This window comes from Bacillus coreaensis (assembly GCF_050586445.1).
In the GTDB taxonomy this organism is placed as follows: Bacteria; Bacillota; Bacilli; order Bacillales; family Cytobacillaceae; genus Robertmurraya_A; species Robertmurraya_A coreaensis.
The window spans coordinates 168312-187741 of the sequence record NZ_JBOCCY010000003.1 but is presented as its reverse complement, the minus strand read 5'-3'; the positions used below and the strand labels follow the sequence as shown (position 1 = coordinate 187741).

At 38.8% G+C, this 19430-nt stretch carries 17 protein-coding genes; 4 read left to right on the top strand and 13 right to left on the bottom strand.

Features of this window, described 5'->3' with window-relative positions; all coding sequences use genetic code 11:
- Window positions 1-68 precede the first annotated feature (68 nt).
- The 9 genes from ACQ5H4_RS06965 to ACQ5H4_RS06925 form a co-directional block, all read right to left on the bottom strand.
- The gene (locus ACQ5H4_RS06965; protein ID WP_430774234.1) at window positions 69-1199 is read right to left on the bottom strand and encodes an MATE family efflux transporter; all 1131 of its coding nucleotides are present in this window, start codon (window positions 1197-1199) and stop codon (window positions 69-71) included.
- A 15-nt stretch (window positions 1200-1214) separates the two neighbouring features.
- On the bottom strand, window positions 1215-1985 hold the full coding sequence (locus ACQ5H4_RS06960; protein WP_430774233.1) for an ABC transporter ATP-binding protein: 771 nt from the start codon (window positions 1983-1985) through the stop codon (window positions 1215-1217).
- Entirely contained in the window at window positions 1982-2800 is an 819-nt protein-coding gene (locus tag ACQ5H4_RS06955; RefSeq protein WP_430774231.1) for an ATP-binding cassette domain-containing protein, read from the bottom strand. The genes ACQ5H4_RS06960 and ACQ5H4_RS06955 overlap by 4 nt, the downstream gene beginning before the upstream one ends.
- Entirely contained in the window at window positions 2797-3621 is an 825-nt protein-coding gene (gene nikC, locus ACQ5H4_RS06950; protein ID WP_430774230.1) for a nickel transporter permease, read from the bottom strand. The genes ACQ5H4_RS06955 and nikC overlap by 4 nt, the downstream gene beginning before the upstream one ends.
- Window positions 3618-4553, bottom strand: coding sequence for a nickel ABC transporter permease (gene nikB / locus ACQ5H4_RS06945; protein WP_430774374.1), 936 nt, complete (start codon window positions 4551-4553; stop codon window positions 3618-3620). Before nikB ends, nikC begins: the two co-directional genes overlap by 4 nt.
- A gap of 75 nt (window positions 4554-4628) precedes the next feature.
- Window positions 4629-6155 (bottom strand): nickel ABC transporter substrate-binding protein, encoded by a 1527-nt coding sequence (gene nikA / locus ACQ5H4_RS06940; RefSeq protein WP_430774229.1) that lies wholly within the window; start codon window positions 6153-6155, stop codon window positions 4629-4631.
- Window positions 6156-6359: 204 nt separating this feature from the next.
- A complete protein-coding gene (locus ACQ5H4_RS06935) occupies window positions 6360-7415 on the bottom strand; it encodes a sugar ABC transporter substrate-binding protein (RefSeq protein WP_430774228.1) in 1056 nt (351 codons plus the stop codon).
- A 25-nt stretch (window positions 7416-7440) separates the two neighbouring features.
- On the bottom strand, window positions 7441-9147 hold the full coding sequence (locus ACQ5H4_RS06930) for a methyl-accepting chemotaxis protein (RefSeq protein WP_430774227.1): 1707 nt from the start codon (window positions 9145-9147) through the stop codon (window positions 7441-7443).
- A gap of 171 nt (window positions 9148-9318) precedes the next feature.
- Complete coding sequence (locus ACQ5H4_RS06925) at window positions 9319-10251, bottom strand: D-2-hydroxyacid dehydrogenase (protein ID WP_430774226.1); 933 nt, start codon at window positions 10249-10251, stop codon at window positions 9319-9321.
- 112 nt (window positions 10252-10363) lie between these two features.
- Between ACQ5H4_RS06925 and ACQ5H4_RS06920 the strand changes: the two genes are divergently transcribed.
- From ACQ5H4_RS06920 to ACQ5H4_RS06910, 3 genes are all read left to right on the top strand, one after another.
- Window positions 10364-10834 carry a hypothetical protein gene (locus ACQ5H4_RS06920; protein WP_430774225.1) on the top strand — a complete coding sequence of 157 codons (471 nt, stop codon included), beginning with the start codon at window positions 10364-10366 and terminating at the stop codon, window positions 10832-10834.
- A gap of 107 nt (window positions 10835-10941) precedes the next feature.
- Entirely contained in the window at window positions 10942-11595 is a 654-nt protein-coding gene (locus ACQ5H4_RS06915; RefSeq protein WP_430774224.1) for an MtnX-like HAD-IB family phosphatase, read from the top strand.
- Window positions 11595-12647, top strand: coding sequence for an iron-containing alcohol dehydrogenase family protein (locus ACQ5H4_RS06910; RefSeq protein ID WP_430774223.1), 1053 nt, complete (start codon window positions 11595-11597; stop codon window positions 12645-12647). The genes ACQ5H4_RS06915 and ACQ5H4_RS06910 overlap by 1 nt, the downstream gene beginning before the upstream one ends.
- A gap of 25 nt (window positions 12648-12672) precedes the next feature.
- On the opposite strand, the gene ACQ5H4_RS06905 is transcribed toward ACQ5H4_RS06910, so the two are convergent.
- The 3 genes from ACQ5H4_RS06905 to abnB form a co-directional block, all read right to left on the bottom strand.
- Entirely contained in the window at window positions 12673-13131 is a 459-nt protein-coding gene (locus ACQ5H4_RS06905) for a DinB family protein (protein ID WP_430774222.1), read from the bottom strand.
- 62 nt (window positions 13132-13193) lie between these two features.
- Complete coding sequence (locus ACQ5H4_RS06900) at window positions 13194-13928, bottom strand: SGNH/GDSL hydrolase family protein (protein WP_430774221.1); 735 nt, start codon at window positions 13926-13928, stop codon at window positions 13194-13196.
- Between the two features lie 158 nt (window positions 13929-14086).
- Window positions 14087-16441: an arabinan endo-1,5-alpha-L-arabinosidase AbnB gene (gene abnB, locus ACQ5H4_RS06895; protein ID WP_430774220.1), complete on the bottom strand. Its 2355-nt coding sequence runs from the start codon at window positions 16439-16441 to the stop codon at window positions 14087-14089.
- 371 nt (window positions 16442-16812) lie between these two features.
- On the opposite strand from abnB, the gene ACQ5H4_RS06890 reads away from it, so the two are divergent.
- On the top strand, window positions 16813-18156 hold the full coding sequence (locus ACQ5H4_RS06890; RefSeq protein ID WP_430774219.1) for an MFS transporter: 1344 nt from the start codon (window positions 16813-16815) through the stop codon (window positions 18154-18156).
- A 28-nt stretch (window positions 18157-18184) separates the two neighbouring features.
- On the opposite strand, the gene ACQ5H4_RS06885 is transcribed toward ACQ5H4_RS06890, so the two are convergent.
- The gene (locus ACQ5H4_RS06885; protein ID WP_430774218.1) at window positions 18185-19393 is read right to left on the bottom strand and encodes an MFS transporter; all 1209 of its coding nucleotides are present in this window, start codon (window positions 19391-19393) and stop codon (window positions 18185-18187) included.
- Between the last annotated feature and the right edge of the window lie 37 nt (window positions 19394-19430).

The window sequence follows — 19430 nt, the reverse complement described above, 5'->3', positions numbered from 1 at the left end:
ATAAAAATAGAATTTCTAACCGATTTCGCGTCCGTTGCACCAGAAAAAATGCCTTCTAGTTGTAATCCTCAAAATCCGACAAGTGGAAATAGAAACATCCAAAATAAGAATACATGAGTGGATTCTCTAACCTCGTGAATTGTCGTAAATAGTGAAACAATAAAGTCTCCAAACAAGAAGGTCAAAAGGGATAAATAAATAGCTGTGGCAAATCCCCAGGTTGCAGAAAGTGACAAGGCTCGAAAATATAGAGAGCTGTTCCTTCCTCCTAACGCTCTACCTACTAAAATGCTTGAGGCATTAGCGAATCCTCCAAAAAGATAGTCCATTACGTAATGGACTTGTAGAAGGATCGCATTTGCTGCTAATGTGAGCTCCCCCATGCTTGCTCCTTTTGAGGTGAAAATTCCAGTCATCGTGACTAAACATAATGTTCGGAGAAAATGGTCGCGATTCACAAGAAACATTTGAACTAAGGTGTCCTTCTTGATTAACGCAGCAATTGAAGGAATAAAGAAACGACTTTTATTTGTATGATAAATAATGAGCATTCCAATTAAAACCGAGGACACTTCAGCGATTAAAGTAGCAAAGGCGACGCCTGCAACCCCCATATGTAAGCCCAGAACAAAAACAATATCTAGCACAATATTTAATAGGTTCATACCAATTTGCAGGAATAACGACATTTTTACTTTTCCTAAGCCGACTAGCCATCCAATGGTTACATAGCTTAGTAGAATAAAAGGTGCACCCCAGATACGAATGAGAAAGTAAGTTTCAGTCAGAGCATTTGTTGATTCATTTCCTCCCATAAGGAGAAGAGATAATTGGATGATTGGCTTTTGAAAAAGGATGAAAATCAAACCCATGAGAATAGCAATAATCATCGGGCGATAAAGCGCAAACATAATACCTTCTTCATTTTTAGCTCCATCAGCTTGTGACGTGAAGCCACTTGTCGTTACACGTAAAAAGCCGAGCAGCCAGTACATCGAATTAAAAATAACGGCAGCAATAGCGACTCCGCCTAACGCCGTGGGGTCTTGTATTCTTCCAACGACGGCCGTATCTACCACCCCAAGTAATGGAGTAGAGACTCCAGATAAAATTAAAGGAAAAGCTAGTATAAAGTATTCGCGATGAGTACATGTATGTGAATAACGGTGAACCATTTGTCTAACGGAAGCTAAGTTCATTCCTACTCCCCTTTCTTACAGCATAGCCGCTTGTAACAACGCTTTTGTATATGAATGTCGTTCAGGAGCATATAGTTCGGATAGTTGAAAATCATCGACCAAGCACCCATTTTTCATCACAAGGATTGTATCACATAAATTGGTTACTGCTCGTATATCGTGAGAAATAAACAAAATCGACATTTGTAAGGTTTGCTGCAATGTTTTTAATAGTTCAATGATATGCACTTGGACGGACACATCTAAGCTGGCAGTTGCTTCATCACAAACTAGTAAGGAAGGTTCAATACTTATGGCCCGTGCAATACACACTCTTTGTTTTTGCCCGCCACTCAACTCATGGGGATAACGATCGACCATGGTTTTCTCTAGTCCTACAATTTCAAGCAATCTTTCTGCCTTTTCACGATTGGTATACTTTCCTGGCGGGAAATAGGAAGGCGTAAAATCTTTATAATTGTTAAGTGGCTCAAGTAAACTTTTCACAATTGGTAGTTTAGGATTTAAGGCAATACTTGAGTCTTGAAATACCATTTGGATATTTTTCCGGTAAGCACGAACGTCTGATCGTTTTTTAGGAGGGATTTGTTGTTCGTTAAATGTGATACAACCATCTTTATACGTTTCGAGACCAAGAATGAGTTTCGTGAGTGTACTTTTTCCGCTGCCGCTTTCCCCAACAATTCCAACGATTTCTCCCTTCTCTATTTGGAAGGAAACCCCTTGAAGGGCAGCGATATTGTTTGTATATACTTTGGAGACGTGTTCCACTGTTAGTAGACTCATACGGATTGAACTCCTTGATAAATGTGAGGATGATTTTCTCCTGGTAGTGACAACAAACATGAGCATAATTTTTTTGTATATGGATGTTGGTGTTCACAACGGATTTGTTCTGGTGACCCTTCCTCGACGATCCTCCCGTTTTGCATCACATAGATATAGTCGGTTCGCTTGTAGGCTTGGACGAGATCATGTGTGATAAATAAAACGGCACAGTCTGTTTCTTTTCTAACTTTCTCAATTGCATCTAACACTGCTTCCCCTGTCATAACGTCTAAAGCGGTTGTTATTTCATCACAAATCAGCAATTTTGGTTTTAGAGCTAATGCTAATCCGACCGCAACACGCTGGACTTGCCCTCCACTTAATTGGAAGGGATAGCTATGAAAGATTTGTTTGCTATTCAAATGTAATTCCTCGAGAACATGAAGAGATAATTCCCTTGCCTCTTTGTTACTTATGGAAAAGTGTGAACGAATCGCTTCTACCATCTGTTTTCCTACTTTTATAAACGGGGTAAAGCTGCCACGATAATCTTGGAAAATACTCCCTATCTCACTGCCTAGCAGTTGATGATGGTTGCTTTTATCCATGGAAAGAAGGTTCATATCTTGATAGAATACATGACCAGTAACCATCATATTAGGAGCCAACAAGCCTTGAATGGTCCTTGCGGTTATACTTTTTCCACTGCCGCTTTCACCGATCAGTGCGACCATTTCCCCTTGATTCAATTCTAAGTTGATCTCTTTTAGAAGTATCTGATTATCTTTTGTCTTTATTGATAGGTTTTGTATAAATAAAAGACTTTCCTTCACATTAGGTTCCTCCTTTTTCCCGTCTTAAAATAACCTTTTAATCCATCTCCAAGAAGATTACAACATAGAACAGTTAATAAAATAGCAATGCCTGGATAGAGCATAAGAGATGGATGCACTTGAAAGAAGGATCTTCCTTCATTCAACATGGCTCCCCATTCGGGTAATGGTGCTTGAGCACCTATTCCAATATAGGAAAAAGAAGAAATCATCAAAATGATTTTTCCTATATCAATGGCAGCCATAACGACAATCTCAGAATATATTTGTGGGATAATATGTAACCGTATGGTATGAAGGGTACTAGAATAAGAAAGCCTTGAGGCAAGAACAAACTCCTTCTGTTTCTCTTCTAACACCAAACCTCGCACAACACGAGCATAGACAATCCATTTTACGAGAACAATCGCAATTACAATATTGGTTAAGCTCGGTCCTAGGATTCCTGCTATCGCGATCGCTAAGATGAAATCAGGAAAAGCGAGAATTCCATCTATGACTCTCATAAAAAAAGCGTCTATCTTCCCGCCGATATAGCCTGATAGCAAACCGATAGGGATACCTATACACATTGCTAGCAAAATGATAAGGAGTCCTAGACCGATTGTTAATTTGGCTCCATAAACAATTCGGGCAAAAATGTCTCTCCCCATATGGTCCGTACCTAGCCAATGATGGGCTGATGAGGAACTTAGCCGGTTAGCCATATTTATATAAAACGGATCTTGTGTACCAATGAAACTTCCCAATAGAAAGATGATGGCTAAAATGGAAGCAAGAACAATCCCAAGTAACATACTGGGGTTTTGCTTGTTTTTCATACCCTTGCCTCCTTACCTTGCTGGACTTGCGGGTTAATTATCATATAAAGTAAATCAACGAGCAAATTGGTTAGTACGATTAATAAGCCGATCACAATAATAAAGCCTTGAATTAGTGGATAATCACGTTGAGTAACAGCTTGAACAATCAATTCCCCCATTCCTGGCCAAGAAAAAAGAATTTCAATCACAGATAAACCACCTAGTAAACTTCCGAGACTAAGACCGAACATCGTGACAAGGGGAATGAGACTTCCTCTTAATGCATGGAAGAATAGGATTCTACTTCTACTAATTCCCCTTGCTTTTGCTGCCTCAATATAAGGGCTTTGCAGAATGGTAATAAGCCGTTCTCTTAGCAGGGTAATATACATCGGTGCCATCGCTATTCCAAGAGTGATTGAAGGCAATACAAAATGGGCAAATGTCCCTCTCCCCATCATCGGTAACCATTGCAGTTTTAAAGAAAAGAAATACATAAGAAGTAAACCTAACCAAAAACTTGGGATGGAAGCACCAACAAGCGCAAACCAGCGGCCTATGTAATCGGGCCAACGGTTTTCATATAAAGCACTGACCACACCTAATGGAATGGAAATAAGGAAAAGAACCGTTAATCCTCCCATTGCTAAAGCAAGAGTAGCTGGTAATCGCTCTAGTATCAGCTCAGAGACTGGTTTCTTTGAGATTAAAGATTCACCCAAGTCGAATTGGGCTACATTGATGATCCAGTCACCGTATTGCTTTAGGATTGGTTCATCAAATCCATATTCCTTTTTCAGCTGCTCTTCTTTCTCTGTCGTTACTGAAACATCATCTACCTTCAGGATGGACCGTATCGGATCTCCGGGAGTGATTTTCATTAACAGGAAAGTGAAAAAGGATAAAACAAATATCATGATAAAAAGCTGAGACAGCCTTGAACCAATCATCTTCCCTACTCTTTTCAAAAATAATCACCTTCCTCATAAGAAAAGTGAAAGTGCCAAAGGACACTTTCACCCTTTTTATTCAACCTCTATTTTATTTGTTAAAATATAGTATTCTTCTGAACCTGGAGCCCAGTTTTTCACACGACTGCTGACACCTACAATAATATGAGGATGTACAACAAACGAATGAAGAACATGTTCTTGGATTAACTGAACGGCTTCTTTTTCTAACTCCACGCGCTCCTCTAAGTTACTCGTAGTATTTAGTTGTAAAATAGTGTCAGTTAGTTCCAGTACGTTAATCTGTCCAGGGTTTAATGATCCATCTGGAACATATGCAGAATTCAAGAAAAAACCACCATCACCACGAGGAGCAGTTAAATTGGAATACGTCGCAATATCCCAGTCTTCTTGCTTTTCCCATAAAAATGTATCAATATTTTCAACTGTAACAATATTGATTTTTATGCCAACATTAGCTGCTTCTGCTTGTAAATATTGAGCAATTAACGGTAATTCAGGTCTTCCTTGATACGTAGCAACGGTTAACTCAAGTGACTTTCCGTCTTTTTCGAGTGTCCCACTTGCATTTTTTACATAGCCTGCTTCCTTCAATAGTTCCTCTGCCTTCACGGGGTTAGACTTTACCACTTCTGTATCAGACGAAAAAGTAAACATGGGGTTAAAAGGACCAGTAGCTTCTGTCGCATGGCCATACATAATTTCATTCACAACGGTCGTACGGTCTAACAGTAAATCTAACGCTTTTCTGACGTTTTCTTCCTGTAATTGAGGATTGGTGGAATTGTATACAAGGAAATGGGCACGCAAGCTCTTAATCGATTCAATATGAAGGTCCTTGCTATCTTCAATGGGCTTCAGTGTTTCGGGAGGCAAGTGATATACGATATCAGCCTCTCCTGATTGAAGAGCTAACGCACGAACATTACCGTCCGAATTAAATGTGACCGTTACTTCGTCGACTTTTGCTTTACCATCCCAATACTGCTCATAGCTTACTAGTTTCATTTCAGATTCTGGTGCAAAACTTTGTACTTGAAAAGGACCAGTACCTATGGGTTTCTCACTGATATTATCAGATTCGACTTTGATGACAGAAGCATTCGTATGAATTAATTCTGATAGAAATACTGGATATTCTTCGGTGGTTTGAAACGTAATATCTTGGCCAGTAGCGGTGATGGTTGCGATTTTTAAGTTAGAGTTCATTGCTTCATTCACTTCTATTAATCTTTCAAATGATCGCTTTACTGCTTCAGCATCTAGTGAAGTTCCATCATGGAAAGTAACCCCTTCTCGAATATGAAACTTCCATGTAGTTGGATCTACTTGCTCCCAAGAGTCGGCTAACCAGGGCTGTATTTCTAGGTTTTCATCTATCTTCACTAACGTTTCTGCGATCCCTGCCCGAACGCCCATCCAATCCTGATGCGGATCCAAGGTTTTTGATGCAAAGCTAAATAACAGTTTGACAGATTTCTTATTTTCGCTTTCTTGAGAAGAAGTCGAACTGCTACTACAAGCAGATGAGAAAACAATTACGAAAATAAGGAGTATGTGGGAGATATATGACTTTTTCAAAAAGACCCATCCTTTGTACATTTTTTATAAACAGAAATCATTACGATTTAAATGTTATAAATATTGGTAAATCGAAATCATTTCAGTTTACATTACTAAACTATAATGTGTTGAATTCGTCGTGTCAATAATAAATCGTAATTTTTACGATTTAAATATAAAAAAACAGACCAACTATCATCAGTTGGTCCTTGTACTTATGATTTATTTAAACACGTCTGCTTCGCTTAAGTATCCATCTTTAATTACGGTATCACGCACGTTTTCTTTTGTGATGGCAATTGGATCTAAGAAGACTGCTGGTACATCGGTTTTTCCATTGTTAATTTGGTTATCTGTCTTTACTTCTTCCCCCTTTGCTACCATCATCGCCATTTCAGCTGATTTAGTCGCTAATAGGTTAATTGGTTTATACACAGTCATGGTTTGTAAGCCTTGAACGACACGGCGAACACCTTCCAGCTCGGCGTCCTGACCAGATACTGGAACGGTGCCAGCTATACCAACGGCAGTTAATGATTCGATTACTCCACCAGCGGTTCCATCGTTGGCGGCAATAACTGCGTTAATAGCATTTCCATTTTTACTTAGGGCGTTTTTCATATTTTCCCTTGCAATGTCTGGGTTCCAATCATCGGTATACTGATCATGAACGAGCTTCACAGTTCCGTTATCGATCAGAGGCTGTAATACCTTCATGGCTCCTTGACGGAAAAGAATCGCATTGTTGTCAGATTCTGCTCCACCGATATAAGCGAAATTTCCTGATGGAGCTTTCTTTAATATTTCAGTAGCTTGAATTTCTCCTACTTTTTCATTATCAAAGGAAATATAGTAATCAACATCGGCATTTTTTATCAGACGGTCATAGGAAACCACCTTTACACCTGCTTCATGGGCAATTTCTACAATTTCAGCTGAAATCACTGCATCGTGAGGAACGACAACTAATACGTCTACTCCCTCATCAATTAATAATTTGGCTTGTTTTATTTGCACTTCATCCAAACCGTTAGCTGCCAGTGTTTTTACTTGACCACCCAGCTTTTTAATTTCTTCTTCAAACAGTGCTTTATCTTTATACCATCTTTCGTCTTTTAACGTATCTAGTAAGAAACCAACATACGGTTTAGATTCATCGGTAATTAATTTTGAGTCGTTATTGCTTGACGCTTTCTCCCCTGAGGAACAACCTGCTGTAACAATCATAATGATTATTAAAAATAAACTTGTGAGTGACATCTTTGTAATATTCTTCATATCCTTCCTCCTTCCTAGTAAGCCATTATAGTTCGAATTTTTTGATCAAGTTGTTCATTCTTTCTACCATGCTTGTTAGCATTTTGGCACTTACAGAAATATTATCGAGTGATTGGTTTTGCTGAAGCACAGCAGCTGAAATCTCTTCCGAACCAGCTGCAGTTTCCTCTGATACGGCAGCAATATGCTCGATATTTTCACTCATCGATTGACTTGATTGCTGAACTTTATTAAAACTCTCTGAAATGTTTTTTATGCTAATCGACATATGTTCTACTTTTTCTTTAATGTCGGCAAATTGTTGACCAGTTAGCTCAATTTGTACGGTTCCTTTATTCACCTCACCGTACCCTTCGTTCAGATTATCTGCAATTTTTGATGTTTCTTCTTTAATGCTGAAAACAATGGATGCGATCCCTTCGACAGAACGGGAAACCTCTTCGGCTAATTTTCTTACTTCTGTTGCTACAACAGCAAAGCTTTTTCCTGCTTCTCCAGCTCTAGCCGCTTCAATGGATGCATTCAAAGCAAGCAAATTGGTTTGATCCGCAATCGATTTGATCACATGGACAATCTCTGTGATCGATTGAGTTTTGCTTTCTAAATTCTTTACTTGATGAACGGATTCACTTACTACATGGTTGATTTTTTTCATTTGTAGTAATGATTCTTTCATTTGATTGTCTCCACGAACGGCTACATCTAACACTTGACCGGAGAATTCTACTAAACTTTCACCTTGTGAGTTAGAATGAACGATTTCTTCATTGAATTCCTTCGTTTTTGATGCAATATTGGCTGCATTATCCGCTTGTGTACTTGCACCGTTAGCCATTTCTTCAATCGTGATAGAAACTTGTTCACTTCCTAGTTTTACTTCTTCAGATGACTCAAACAATGTGACACTTTGCTTGTCCACTTCAGCTGATAGGGTTGAGATTTCAGAAATCATTGCTCTTAAGCTTGCTGCCATCTCGTTAATAGAGTGTGAGAGCTGTCCAATTTCATCTGTCCCACGGTAGGTTAATTCCTTATTGTTGAGTCTTCCGCTAGCAATCTCATTACTTTGAACGACGATTTCTTCCAAATTTCTTTTGATTCTACGGCTTAGGGTGAAAATCATGATAAATGAAAGAACGATCGATCCGATTGACGATATGATAAGAATCAGATAAAGTCTCTCTAGTTGACTTTGTGCGGCTGATAAATCAGCTTCACTAATTTTTGTTGCGGAATCTTTTAACTCATAACCTAATTTAATGGTTTCGTTTTTCAGTTCTCGTGCTTCACTTTCTAATGTCGCAAACTCTTCTGTATTAATTTGTTGTACTTTTGGTACGATCGTACTAAAGAAATACTCGTCGAGTTTATGATTGTTCTCAATGAGCTGATTAAACGTTTCCAATTGATTGGTAGTTAGATTTTGCTTTATTCTTTTAGCAATGCTAACAAACTCTTGACTATGGTCCAAATACACATTCAACTTTGTTTCATCAGACAACAGAATGTACTCTGGAACTAGTAAATACTTTTCATGGTAAAGAGTTACCAAATTTCCAGCATCTACTGCTACTTGGTTTCTAGTCACAGTATCTTCCATTTTTTCACTCGTGTCTTTAATAAAAATTCCTGTTACTACTACAGAAATTAAAAATGCAATGGTCATAAAAGAGAAGATTACCATGTACTTTCCACCAATTTTGATGTTTGACCATTTTACCCTTCTTAACATACTACTCCCCCTAACTCAGTGATTGTTCCTAACAATCGACAAAATTCATCATTCTTTTTATCGGCATAGAAGTGTAGTTTGTTAAGTTTTCTTACAAATAATTTATTATATATGAATAAAGAACTATAAAAGCCTATTTCCATCATTTTGATAGAAACAGGCTTATATTTTTCAATATCCTTTATCAAAATCCACTGAATTCGATAAAGGTTGGTTTAATTCTATAGCGTTTAAGGTTTGAGCAAAGCATGTGATCGCTTCTTTCAGTTCGGTGACGGCAGAGATATGTGGAGTAATGGTTACGTCTTTTCTTAACCAAAGAGTTGATTCTTCTGGTAGTGGTTCAATTTCAACTACATCTAGGATCGCCGTATGTATATTCCCTGAATCGAGCGCAGTGATCAGAGCTTTTTCATCAACTGTTGCTCCTCTGCCTACGTTAATAAAACCAACTGACTTTATTTGAGAAAAAAGTTTTTTATTGAATAATTGTTTTGTGAGATGAGTCAGTGGAAGCGTACTGATGATCCAGTTGGCTTTTCCAATTATGGAAGAAACGGAGTTTATCGGAACAACGTGATGAAAATACTCCTTTTGTTTCCCACTTTCGGAGACGCCAATCACGGTGGAACCAAAATGGGCAAATGTCTTTGCTACTTCTTGGCCAATAGACCCAGTTCCAAAAATAACGATCGTAACATCTTTCAGCAACTTTGGTGTTCTCTGAATCCACTTTTTATGTTGCTGTTGTTCCTGAAATTGCTCATGATATTGTAGGTTCTTTAATAGATAACTTAAACAGTACTCACTTATTCGCTCTCCGAAGGAACAAATGGTACGGGTAAGAAGAACATCATTCTCTTTCCACCCCTCTATGTCTAGAAAATTGTTCACACCCGCATTAAAGGAATGAACCCATTTTACTTTCGATAATTCAAATTTTGCGCATGGCTTAAAACCGACGTAGGCATCTGCCCAATCTAAGTCAAGCGTGGTGATCACCTCCACAGGTAGAAAACGAAATTCCTTTCGTTTCATGTTTGGAAAATAGGTCTCAAATTCCTTCTGATACTCCCCTGCTATAAGAATGTTATGTATGTTCATACAAACCTCCGTTTCTATTTGTTTGTATTGTACTATAGCTTGATGAATAGAAATAGCTCTTTGACATTTCCTATGCTTCTTTTTCATACAGTGTAAAAACGGGGTGATTACTATGAAGAGATGGTTAAAAATTGTAATACTCGTCTATTTATCCCTTTTATTTTTCGGAAGTTTTATCGCTGTAGGAATGTTATGGACGGGAAGTATTGAACAATGGATGCCAGAGGTTTCTAAAATAGAAATCTTTTTATATTATTTCTTTGCAGGTGCAATCGGGGGTTCACTTCGTCATCTATATATGTTTTGCTCTCATTATATGAAGGGTGAATTAACGGATTATCGAAAGTGGATCATGTATATTTTTTATCCTATATTTGCTACAGGTACGGCCGTTGTGGCGGTTACCCTCATTCAAAGTGGGATCTTATTGATTCAATTTATTGAGTATGAAGATACACCATACGCGCAAATCAGCATTGCGTTTTTTGTTGGTTTTGGTTTTAATCGGTTTTTAAATAAACTAAATGCTGTATCCACTAAGTTGTTTCAACCGGAACAAGAGACGGATAAATCATCCGGTTAAGGCTCATGGAACTTTCCCATGAGTCTTTTAAAATTTACTTCGTTATCTTACCAATTTTTGCTTATAATATGGGAAACACCTAAATTATTATGAAGGGAATTTTGTAGATGAAAAAATGGGCATTTGTATCCGATTTCGATGGTACGATTTCGAAAAAAGACTTTTACTGGATGGTGATTGATAAATACTTTTTAGAAGGGAAAGATCTCTTTACTGACTGGAAGGCTGGGAAAATCAAAGATATTGATTTCCTCGCTACTGTTTTTCAAGCAATTCACCAAGAAGAAGAACATATTATTGCAGATATACATACGATTCCAATTGACGAGTATGTTCCTTCTTTTATCAAGCATGTTCAAGAAAATGGTGGAGATTTTTACATACTAAGTGCAGGTACGGATTATTACATTCATCATATTCTCAAGAAATACGACATAAAAGATGTGACGGTGTTTTCAAACGAAGGATTTTTTCACGAAAAAAATATTCATATGAAAATTGATCGTTACGATTGGAAATACTCTGAGCGATATGGGATTGATAAATCAAAGGTAATTCAAAAATTAAAGGAAGAATATGAGCTAGTGTATTTTGCTGGTGACAGTGAGCCTGACTCGCATCCTGCAGTGTTTGCTGACCTCACCTTTGCCAAGGATGCACTACAAGAGATGCTAGAGGAAAAAGGTGTTCCTTACAAAGCTGTGGAGGAGTTCACAGAAATTGAAGAATATTTAATTAATAAAGGGCTGATTTCACGATAATGCGTCAAGGTACAAATATTTCGATTCCTTCTTTATTAGAGATTAATAGTGGGATTATACATCAATTAGAATCCTACTTAGTCAAGCATGGCTTTCGTGATGCAATAATCTTTTTTGATGAATTTACGAATGAGGCTTTTGCTGAAACCATTGGGTCCTCCTTTACCAGGCTCTCTCTTGATACAAAGGTATTGAAATCTGGATTGGATATCAATGATTTGATTCAAGTATCCTTTTCGCTAAAGAACTATGATGTAGTTCTAGCTATGGGTGGTGGTGCTCTAGTCGATTATGGAAAATATATTGCGTTTGTTAGGAAGTTTCCGTTTATTAGTATTCCTACATCTGCGTCAAATGATGGATTTGCAAGCTCCAACTGTTCGATTGTGGTAAATAGCAAAAAGACGACGGTTCCAGCGCAAATTCCTTATGGAATCGTTGTGGATCTTGATATCATACAGACTGCCCCGACAAAAATGATTCTCGCAGGAATCGGTGACTTACTATCAAATATCACCGCCCTATATGATTGGGATTTTGAAGAGAAACATGGGGTTGGTTATGTTAATGCATTTGCGGCGATGCTAAGTAAAAAAGCGGTGAATAGTTTTATCCGAACACCTATGAACGATATTAAGAATCCAATATTCTTAAAAGAATTGGTAAGTTCGATGACGATGGGTGGAATTTCGACTGACATTAGTGGAAATAGTGCTCCGATTAGCGGTTCTGAGCATCTGATCTCACATGCATTAGATAAAATATCAGTTACACCACAAATGCATGGTGTTCAAGTAGGGGTTGCAACGTATATCGTAGCGAAAGTTCAGAATCATAGATACGAACGTGTGAGAAAGGTGTTTGAACGTACGGGATTTTTTGATTATGTACAATCATTATCACTACATAAAGAAGAATATCGACAAGCGATTGATTTGTCACCTTCCATGAAGCCAAATCGGTATACATTTTTACACGAAGAAAAGTATCGTGAAAAAGCCAAACAGTTGCTTGATGAAGATGAAATTTTGCAGGGATTATTTAAACAATAAAGAGGATGCATTTCTAGCACCCACTTTATTGTTGTTCTCTTTTATAAATGATATAGTCCGTGCTAACGGGTTCTTCGTCATTTTGCCGAAGAAGGAGATTGATTTGCCCTCGATGATACTGCCCGTGTAGAGCTACATGGACAAGGATATCTCTTATCGAGTTATGAAACTCCTCTCCCGTGCTATTTTTATAAATAACTATTTCCTCGATTCCTTGTTCTGTTACTCTCGATAAATAAGTCCGATAATCATAATGGTTCTTGTGAAGAAGTTCATCACAACTTTTCAATGAGAGGTCTGTCCAAATAGGGAGATGAGCACTGCTCATCCCCACCAGCCTTGTGATCCATACTCGTTCAGCTAATAAAGTGTGAGCGAATAATTTTTCTGCTTGTTTATTGGGTTCACTAAGTGAAAGTAATGTGTTGTTGATACGTACATTTGCCCAATGTAAATGATCAAACATACTTTGAATGGATTCCATTCTTCCTCCTCCTCCTAAAAGTGTCCCGCCCTATTCGTAGTGAAAATAGGGCGGGAGCAACTTTACTCTTCTTGTATCGCCTTCCAAAATTCTTTTGCCACGGCCTGATATCCTTCTATACTTAAGTGGATGTCGTTAGGGTTAGGCACATATGCCGTTTCATATTTTTTAATCACTTTTGCGGTAGGCACAAACTCATCTCCGTTGGCAGAAGCTACTTTTTCAATGGTTTGGTTCAGCGCATCTAATAATGGAAGTAAGGCAGCCTGCTCTTGCTTTGGTAAATGAGGGAATGGATTGTAGTAGCCCATGACATAGACCTTTATTCCGGGATTGATCTTATCGATTTCACTTAAAATAAGGTATAAGTTTTGGGCAATGGTGTTTAGGACAGCTGGTGCTGTGGAAGGATTTTGCTGTATCGTTTTTAAATTGGCTAACAAATCATTCGCTCCAATATCAATGGTAATAAGTTCAGCGTTTTTAATGGATTCCCTTAGTGGACCGTATTTGGAATTGGTGGGATTGAGAAGCTCACTTACGATATTGGTAGTCCTGTATCCAGGGACACCATAGTTATTTAAAGTGATTTCGTACTGTGATTGCTCATAACGATCAACTAGAAAATCTGCGTACCCTTTATCGAGTTCCCGATAAGGTGTTGCCCCAGCGGCTAACGAATCACCTAGAGCCACATAGTCGACTTGTTTACTGTCTTTTGCGAACGTTGTCATTGGTAAGGTTGCTAATAGTGACCCAATTACCAAAGAACGTAAAATTATCTTCTTGATTTTCATAACCCACTCCCCCTTATCCTTATTCTTTATAATAATTCGTGATTAAGAACAAAATTCCTATTCGTACGATAAATATTTTATTTTCTTTTTCCATTTGACCACAAAAATAAAACAAAAATCCAACTCACCCTTCATTAATCAGTGAGTTGGATTTCTTATTACTTACTTAATTCTGCCACCTGCTGTTCAGTTAATGCCCCTTCATATACATGTAAGTCATCGATTAACCCTTTATATGGTGTATCCCACCAGTTTACACCCAATCCAAAGGTTCCGTTCGTTGTTGTAAATACATTCGGGAAGCCGCCTTTGTTAAATTTCTCTTCTCCATTCACGTACACCGAGATTTGCCCTTCATTGACTGTAAAAGCGAGATGCGTCCACTCTCCAGCTGGAATCGTCATCCCTGTAACGGCATCGTACCAGGCAGTGCCAGACCAGATCATTGTTTGATTACCAACTGGTCCCATTGGAACAAGACTCACCCAATTCTTTGAATCTCTTGCCCCGAAGAATGTGGTAGTAAATGCTGTTAGCTGTTCAGGCTTTAACCAAAGTGCCACAGAATAGGAGTTGCTTGAAATCAAGCCATTTGGTAGTCGTACTCCTGAATCCCCGTTAAAAACAGCCGCATTTCCACTTTTCCCTTCTGCGTAGCTGATGTTTCCAGTCGTATTATCAATACGATTTCCAGTAACCGTTGCTGTGGCTACATAACCTAGTGAATCCGTTAAATTTCCGTTAAAGGAATAGTGTGCAATTTCTCCGCTTGCCTTTGCTGGCAGGACAGTAATGGTAAAGACTTTTGTTGTTGTTTCGCTTCCTTTTTGAATCGTTGCTGTTAATGTCGCTTCGGCAGGGTCAGAACCTGCTGCAGGACGTGTAATGATCCCTGTGTCTGTTACCACATCTGCATTTGAAGATGACCAGCTGATTAATGCATCACGAGTTCCTTCGGTTGGTAGTTCGAGATTATTAATCACAGCTGCCGTATCCCCAATATTCAGATCAGCTTCAACATCTGCGACGATTTCTTTATCTGTTTTAGATGGAACCTTGCTTCCCCAAACCGCTATTCCTTCCTGAGATAAAGCACTAAAGGTCATCACATGTGTTTCTGAGGTTGGGTCCCACTGACGTAAAAACACCCCTTTATACGTACTGCCATCAATAATCAACTCGGCTGAGTTATGATCTGTCTTTTTCCACATTCCTGTCACATCACCGGTGATTTTATTGTTTTTCGCTAGCGTAATATCAACAGTTTTCTTAATTTCTGCCGATATGTCTTTACCGTGGTTGATCATTTTGTAGTCGCCAATGAGATCTTCTCGGTATACTTTTTCTAATGTCTCACCGGCATAGCGGAAGGGTGCGACCACTGGCCAACCATCTTTATTCATAAACATTTGATGAACACGAATTTCATGCATTTCGCCTGTTTGCGGGAAACGAGTATGGAATATCAAAAAGTTTTCACCTGTTTCTGGGTCATAGTAGGCTGAGTTATGGCCTGGAGAAACATACCCCGTACCAATTCCTGTTCCTTCGTCACCGATTTTTCTATCAAAAAGGTGATTCCCCATAACTTTAACCCCATACGGTTCAATTGATTTGTCATCGAATATAGGAAGGTTAGGGTCCGCCTTAACGTTAATCATGTCATTGCCTTGTGCATCATAGTAAGGACCGTCTGGATTCTCGGAGCGAACGACACGCATATTATAGCCGCCAATTGCATCAAGACCTCCAAATGATAGATACATATAATAATAGTCGGTTTCAGGGCTGTATAATACGTAAGCGCCTTCAATTCTGCTATGATTTCCACCTAATAATTTCTTCCCATAGCCTTGGCCTGGAAAAGGCTTCCCTGTTTCAGGATCCATTTCCATAATAAAAATTCCACCGGAATACGACCCGTACATCATCCAAAGCTTTCCGTCTTTATCAAAAAATACATCTGGATCTACCGCATTTGGATGAATGGTAGCATTATAAATGGTTCCATCCTCACTCGTTTGGTCCCACATACCCGATTTTATAATAATTCCTAAATCTTTATAAGGTCCTTCTACACTGTCAGCTACCGCCACACCAAGTGCTGATCTTGGAGAGTCCCCTTTACAAGCATTGTAATACATATAAAACTTTCCATCTTCTAGCTGAATCACGTCAGCTGCCCATAAAGTATCTGATTGAGCCCATTCAAACGTCTCTTTTAACTCTTTAACCACATCTTCAAAAAGTGGATTGCTGCTACTAACTCCATTTGCTACCTGTTCCCACTTCATAAGGTCATTCGATTTAGCGGCAGCTAAATGCGAGCCGAACACATAATACGTTTCGTCTACTTTAATAACGGATGGATCATGAACAGACGCATTTTCAAAGGTTGGAGCTTCGATTGAGTCTTCTGTTGTATGTTTACTAGCTGCAAATGCAGAGATCGGAATAATTAATGAAATAGAGACTACACTCAAAAACCATTTTTGTAAAGTTCGTTTACTCATCTTTTCCTCTCGCTTTCTGAATTTGAATTCCTGGTTTCCAATAAATGTACAAAAAACCTCCTATTCGCTTCATATATGTACGTACAACCATATGAAGATTAAGCGCTTTCAACTTAACCTAAATACAGAGTACACCATGTTCCACTAAACTATCAATGTGACCAAAGAACTATATTTGTACGGTCAAGTTGGTTTTGGTATGACAATTACAATAAATATATGTACAATCAAGTTTGCAAAATACTATGAAACATCTATTATGGCTTCTCCTCTTGACATAAACCACCAATTGCTTTAATATACTTCAAGTTCAAGATACTTCTGCTTTCGAAGTATTATATATAGTTCAGTGCGTATAAAGGAGAGTTTTTATGAATAGTAGAGTAACTGTCATGATTAGTATTGTACTGGCAATGCTAGTAGCATCCATAGATACAACCATCATGAACACCACCATGCCCGTTATTGCCGAGGAGCTTGGCCGATTTGATTTGTATGCATGGTCTTTTGCTTCCTATATGATTGCAAGCACCATTTTGTCCCCGGTAGCTGGAAGATTATCTGATTTGTTTGGGAGAAAGAAAGTATTTGGCTTCGGGATCTTACTTTTCTTAGCCGGTTCCCTTCTGTGTGGTATATCTGCTAATATGATACAATTGGTTATTTTCCGTGCTGTACAAGGAATGGGTGCTGGTTTTATGATGCCATTTCCAGCCATTATTGCTGGTGACCTGTTCTCCGTAGAAAAACGCGGGAAAATCCAGGCGTTATTCACCGGAATGTGGGGATTGTCAGCTGTACTTGCTCCCCTATTAGGATCTTTTTTTGTTGAAGTTTTGTCATGGAGATGGATTTTCTATATTAACCTACCCATCTGTCTGATTTCGTTTGTCACTTTATTAGCTTATAAAGAGGAATATGTACCGAAAAAAGCAAAAGTCGATTATATTGGTGCGGGACTGTTTGGAGCTAGCATTACTAGTCTGCTTCTTGTTACAGTGGTTGAGGAAAATAGATGGATCTATTGCATTGTAGGAGTGTTATTGCTTGTAGGTTTTTATTTCTTCGAGAAAAAACAAGCTTCACCGATCGTTCCATTTTCTATGTTTAAAAACAAGATGATAACGAGAATTAATTTTAATGGATTTGTTGGAAACCTAGCGCTTTTTGGTACAGCTAGTTATATTCCATTGTTCTTACAAAATATTGCTGGTCTTTCCTTATTTCTCAGTGGTGTTGCGCTTCTCGGTTCGGCTATTGGCTGGATGATGGCAGCCGTACCGGCAGGAAAATGGATATTAAAATACGGATATCGAAGATTGCTGATTATCGGTAATGCGTTTTTATTTGCATCTGGTCTTTTGTTGCTTCTTCTAGATCCAAGTCATGGTTTTTGGTTTGTATTCTTTGTTATGCTTATCCAAGGAATCGCTTTCGGGATGCTTTCTACAGTGGGAGTGATTGGAGTTCAACAACTGGTGGGAGTACATGAAAAAGGAGTATCAACGGCATTTATTATGCTCTGCCGTAACATGGGTACCGTTATAGGTGTAACGGTTATGGGTTATCTTTTAACAACAGGTGCTACCGATATGGACGGTATTCATCATTTATTCCAGTTTGGTTTTATCGGAAGTATTTTAGCTCTACTAACATCTTTCCTTATTCAAAAAAATGCAGCAGAACAATCCGCTCCAGCTGCTAAAATTGGGTAACATAAAAGGACGCTCAGGGAGCGTCCTTTTACTTGCTATGAGCGACTTTTCTCTTTTGTGATGTCTGAACTCCGTTTCCATTCCAGAAGACAACAGCTGTTGCTGCAAATAATAATATCGCGGTAACGAGGAAAACTGTCTGAATCGGGAATAAACCACCGATTGCTCCACCAAGTATCGGTCCAATCATCCCACCTAATTGGTTGGCGGTTTGGTTCAGTCCGAACGCTCTGCCACGGAAATCCTCTTCCGTTGCCTTTACCACAAGACCGTTTAATGCTGGGAATACCGCACAGAAGAAAACTCCAAACAAGAAGCGTACGATTGAGAATCCCCAAATTTCAGAAAACGCGATTTGGGCGAGCATGCCAATCCCCCCACCGAGAAGGCCAATGAACAATACTTTATGAAATCCCACTTTATCTGCCCATTTGCCCCATACAGGTGCGAACAAAGCACTCGCAATTCCAGGCAAAGAGAAAATGATTCCCGCTAATAGTGAAGTATTTTCATAGGCTCCGCCGATTTTCACCACATACAGTGGGAGAACAGGCTCAAGAATCATAATGGAACAACTGGTTATGATGGTCAGTACAATGACCATCATTAGTGGACGGTTGGACATTGCTAACTTGATATCGTTCGAGACTGATCCTCTTTCTTTACTAGGTACAAAGTTCTCTTCTGTGACCCATAAGATAATAAGAATGGTGGCAATGAATACAATTATCCCACCCGTTGCAAACGCCCATCTGTTACCAACCCACTCTGCAATGGCACCACCAATTAATGGTCCAGCAATCATACCAGAGGCTGAGGCTGTCGATATGAGCGATAACGCATAGCCTACGTGCTTGGAGGGAGTATTTGTTCCAATAAGTGCGATGGCTCCAGGAATAAAACCACTGAGTAAACCTTGTAGTATTCGAAGTACCAAAATTTGATAAGGGTTCGTGACAAAGGCCATTAAAGTGTAAATAAAGAACAGGACAATTCCAGCCCGTACAATCATTGGTTTTCTACCGTATTTATCGGCTATTCTTCCCCAGAATGGTGAGGCAATTGCCCCTGCAAAAAAGGCGGAGCTAAACAATAATCCTGACCACATTTCCGTATGGTCGTGCACACCAATTTCGATTAGAAAGATGGGTAAGAACGGAATGACCATAGAAAAACTAGCTGCTGTAAAAAAGACGCCAATCCAAAGTACCCACAAATTTCGTTTCCACGTTTCCATCCTTTGCATCTCCGTTTTTTTCATTCGCTAATGCTTT

What these genes read in the sequence shown, in the direction of transcription:
- ACQ5H4_RS06965 (WP_430774234.1), bottom strand. Translation starts at nt 1,199, where the DNA reads ATGAACTTAGCTTCCGTTAGACAAATGGTTCACCGTTATTCACATACA.
- ACQ5H4_RS06960 (WP_430774233.1), bottom strand. Translation starts at nt 1,985, where the DNA reads ATGAGTCTACTAACAGTGGAACACGTCTCCAAAGTATATACAAACAAT.
- nikC (WP_430774230.1), bottom strand. Translation starts at nt 3,621, where the DNA reads ATGAAAAACAAGCAAAACCCCAGTATGTTACTTGGGATTGTTCTTGCT.
- nikB (WP_430774374.1), bottom strand. Translation starts at nt 4,553, where the DNA reads ATGATTGGTTCAAGGCTGTCTCAGCTTTTTATCATGATATTTGTTTTA.
- ACQ5H4_RS06935 (WP_430774228.1), bottom strand. Translation starts at nt 7,415, where the DNA reads ATGAAGAATATTACAAAGATGTCACTCACAAGTTTATTTTTAATAATC.
- ACQ5H4_RS06930 (WP_430774227.1), bottom strand. Translation starts at nt 9,147, where the DNA reads ATGTTAAGAAGGGTAAAATGGTCAAACATCAAAATTGGTGGAAAGTAC.
- ACQ5H4_RS06925 (WP_430774226.1), bottom strand. Translation starts at nt 10,251, where the DNA reads ATGAACATACATAACATTCTTATAGCAGGGGAGTATCAGAAGGAATTT.
- ACQ5H4_RS06920 (WP_430774225.1), top strand. Translation starts at nt 10,364, where the DNA reads ATGAAGAGATGGTTAAAAATTGTAATACTCGTCTATTTATCCCTTTTA.
- ACQ5H4_RS06915 (WP_430774224.1), top strand. Translation starts at nt 10,942, where the DNA reads ATGAAAAAATGGGCATTTGTATCCGATTTCGATGGTACGATTTCGAAA.
- ACQ5H4_RS06910 (WP_430774223.1), top strand. Translation starts at nt 11,595, where the DNA reads ATGCGTCAAGGTACAAATATTTCGATTCCTTCTTTATTAGAGATTAAT.
- ACQ5H4_RS06905 (WP_430774222.1), bottom strand. Translation starts at nt 13,131, where the DNA reads ATGGAATCCATTCAAAGTATGTTTGATCATTTACATTGGGCAAATGTA.
- ACQ5H4_RS06900 (WP_430774221.1), bottom strand. Translation starts at nt 13,928, where the DNA reads ATGAAAATCAAGAAGATAATTTTACGTTCTTTGGTAATTGGGTCACTA.
- abnB (WP_430774220.1), bottom strand. Translation starts at nt 16,441, where the DNA reads ATGAGTAAACGAACTTTACAAAAATGGTTTTTGAGTGTAGTCTCTATT.
- ACQ5H4_RS06890 (WP_430774219.1), top strand. Translation starts at nt 16,813, where the DNA reads ATGAATAGTAGAGTAACTGTCATGATTAGTATTGTACTGGCAATGCTA.
- ACQ5H4_RS06885 (WP_430774218.1), bottom strand. Translation starts at nt 19,393, where the DNA reads ATGGAAACGTGGAAACGAAATTTGTGGGTACTTTGGATTGGCGTCTTT.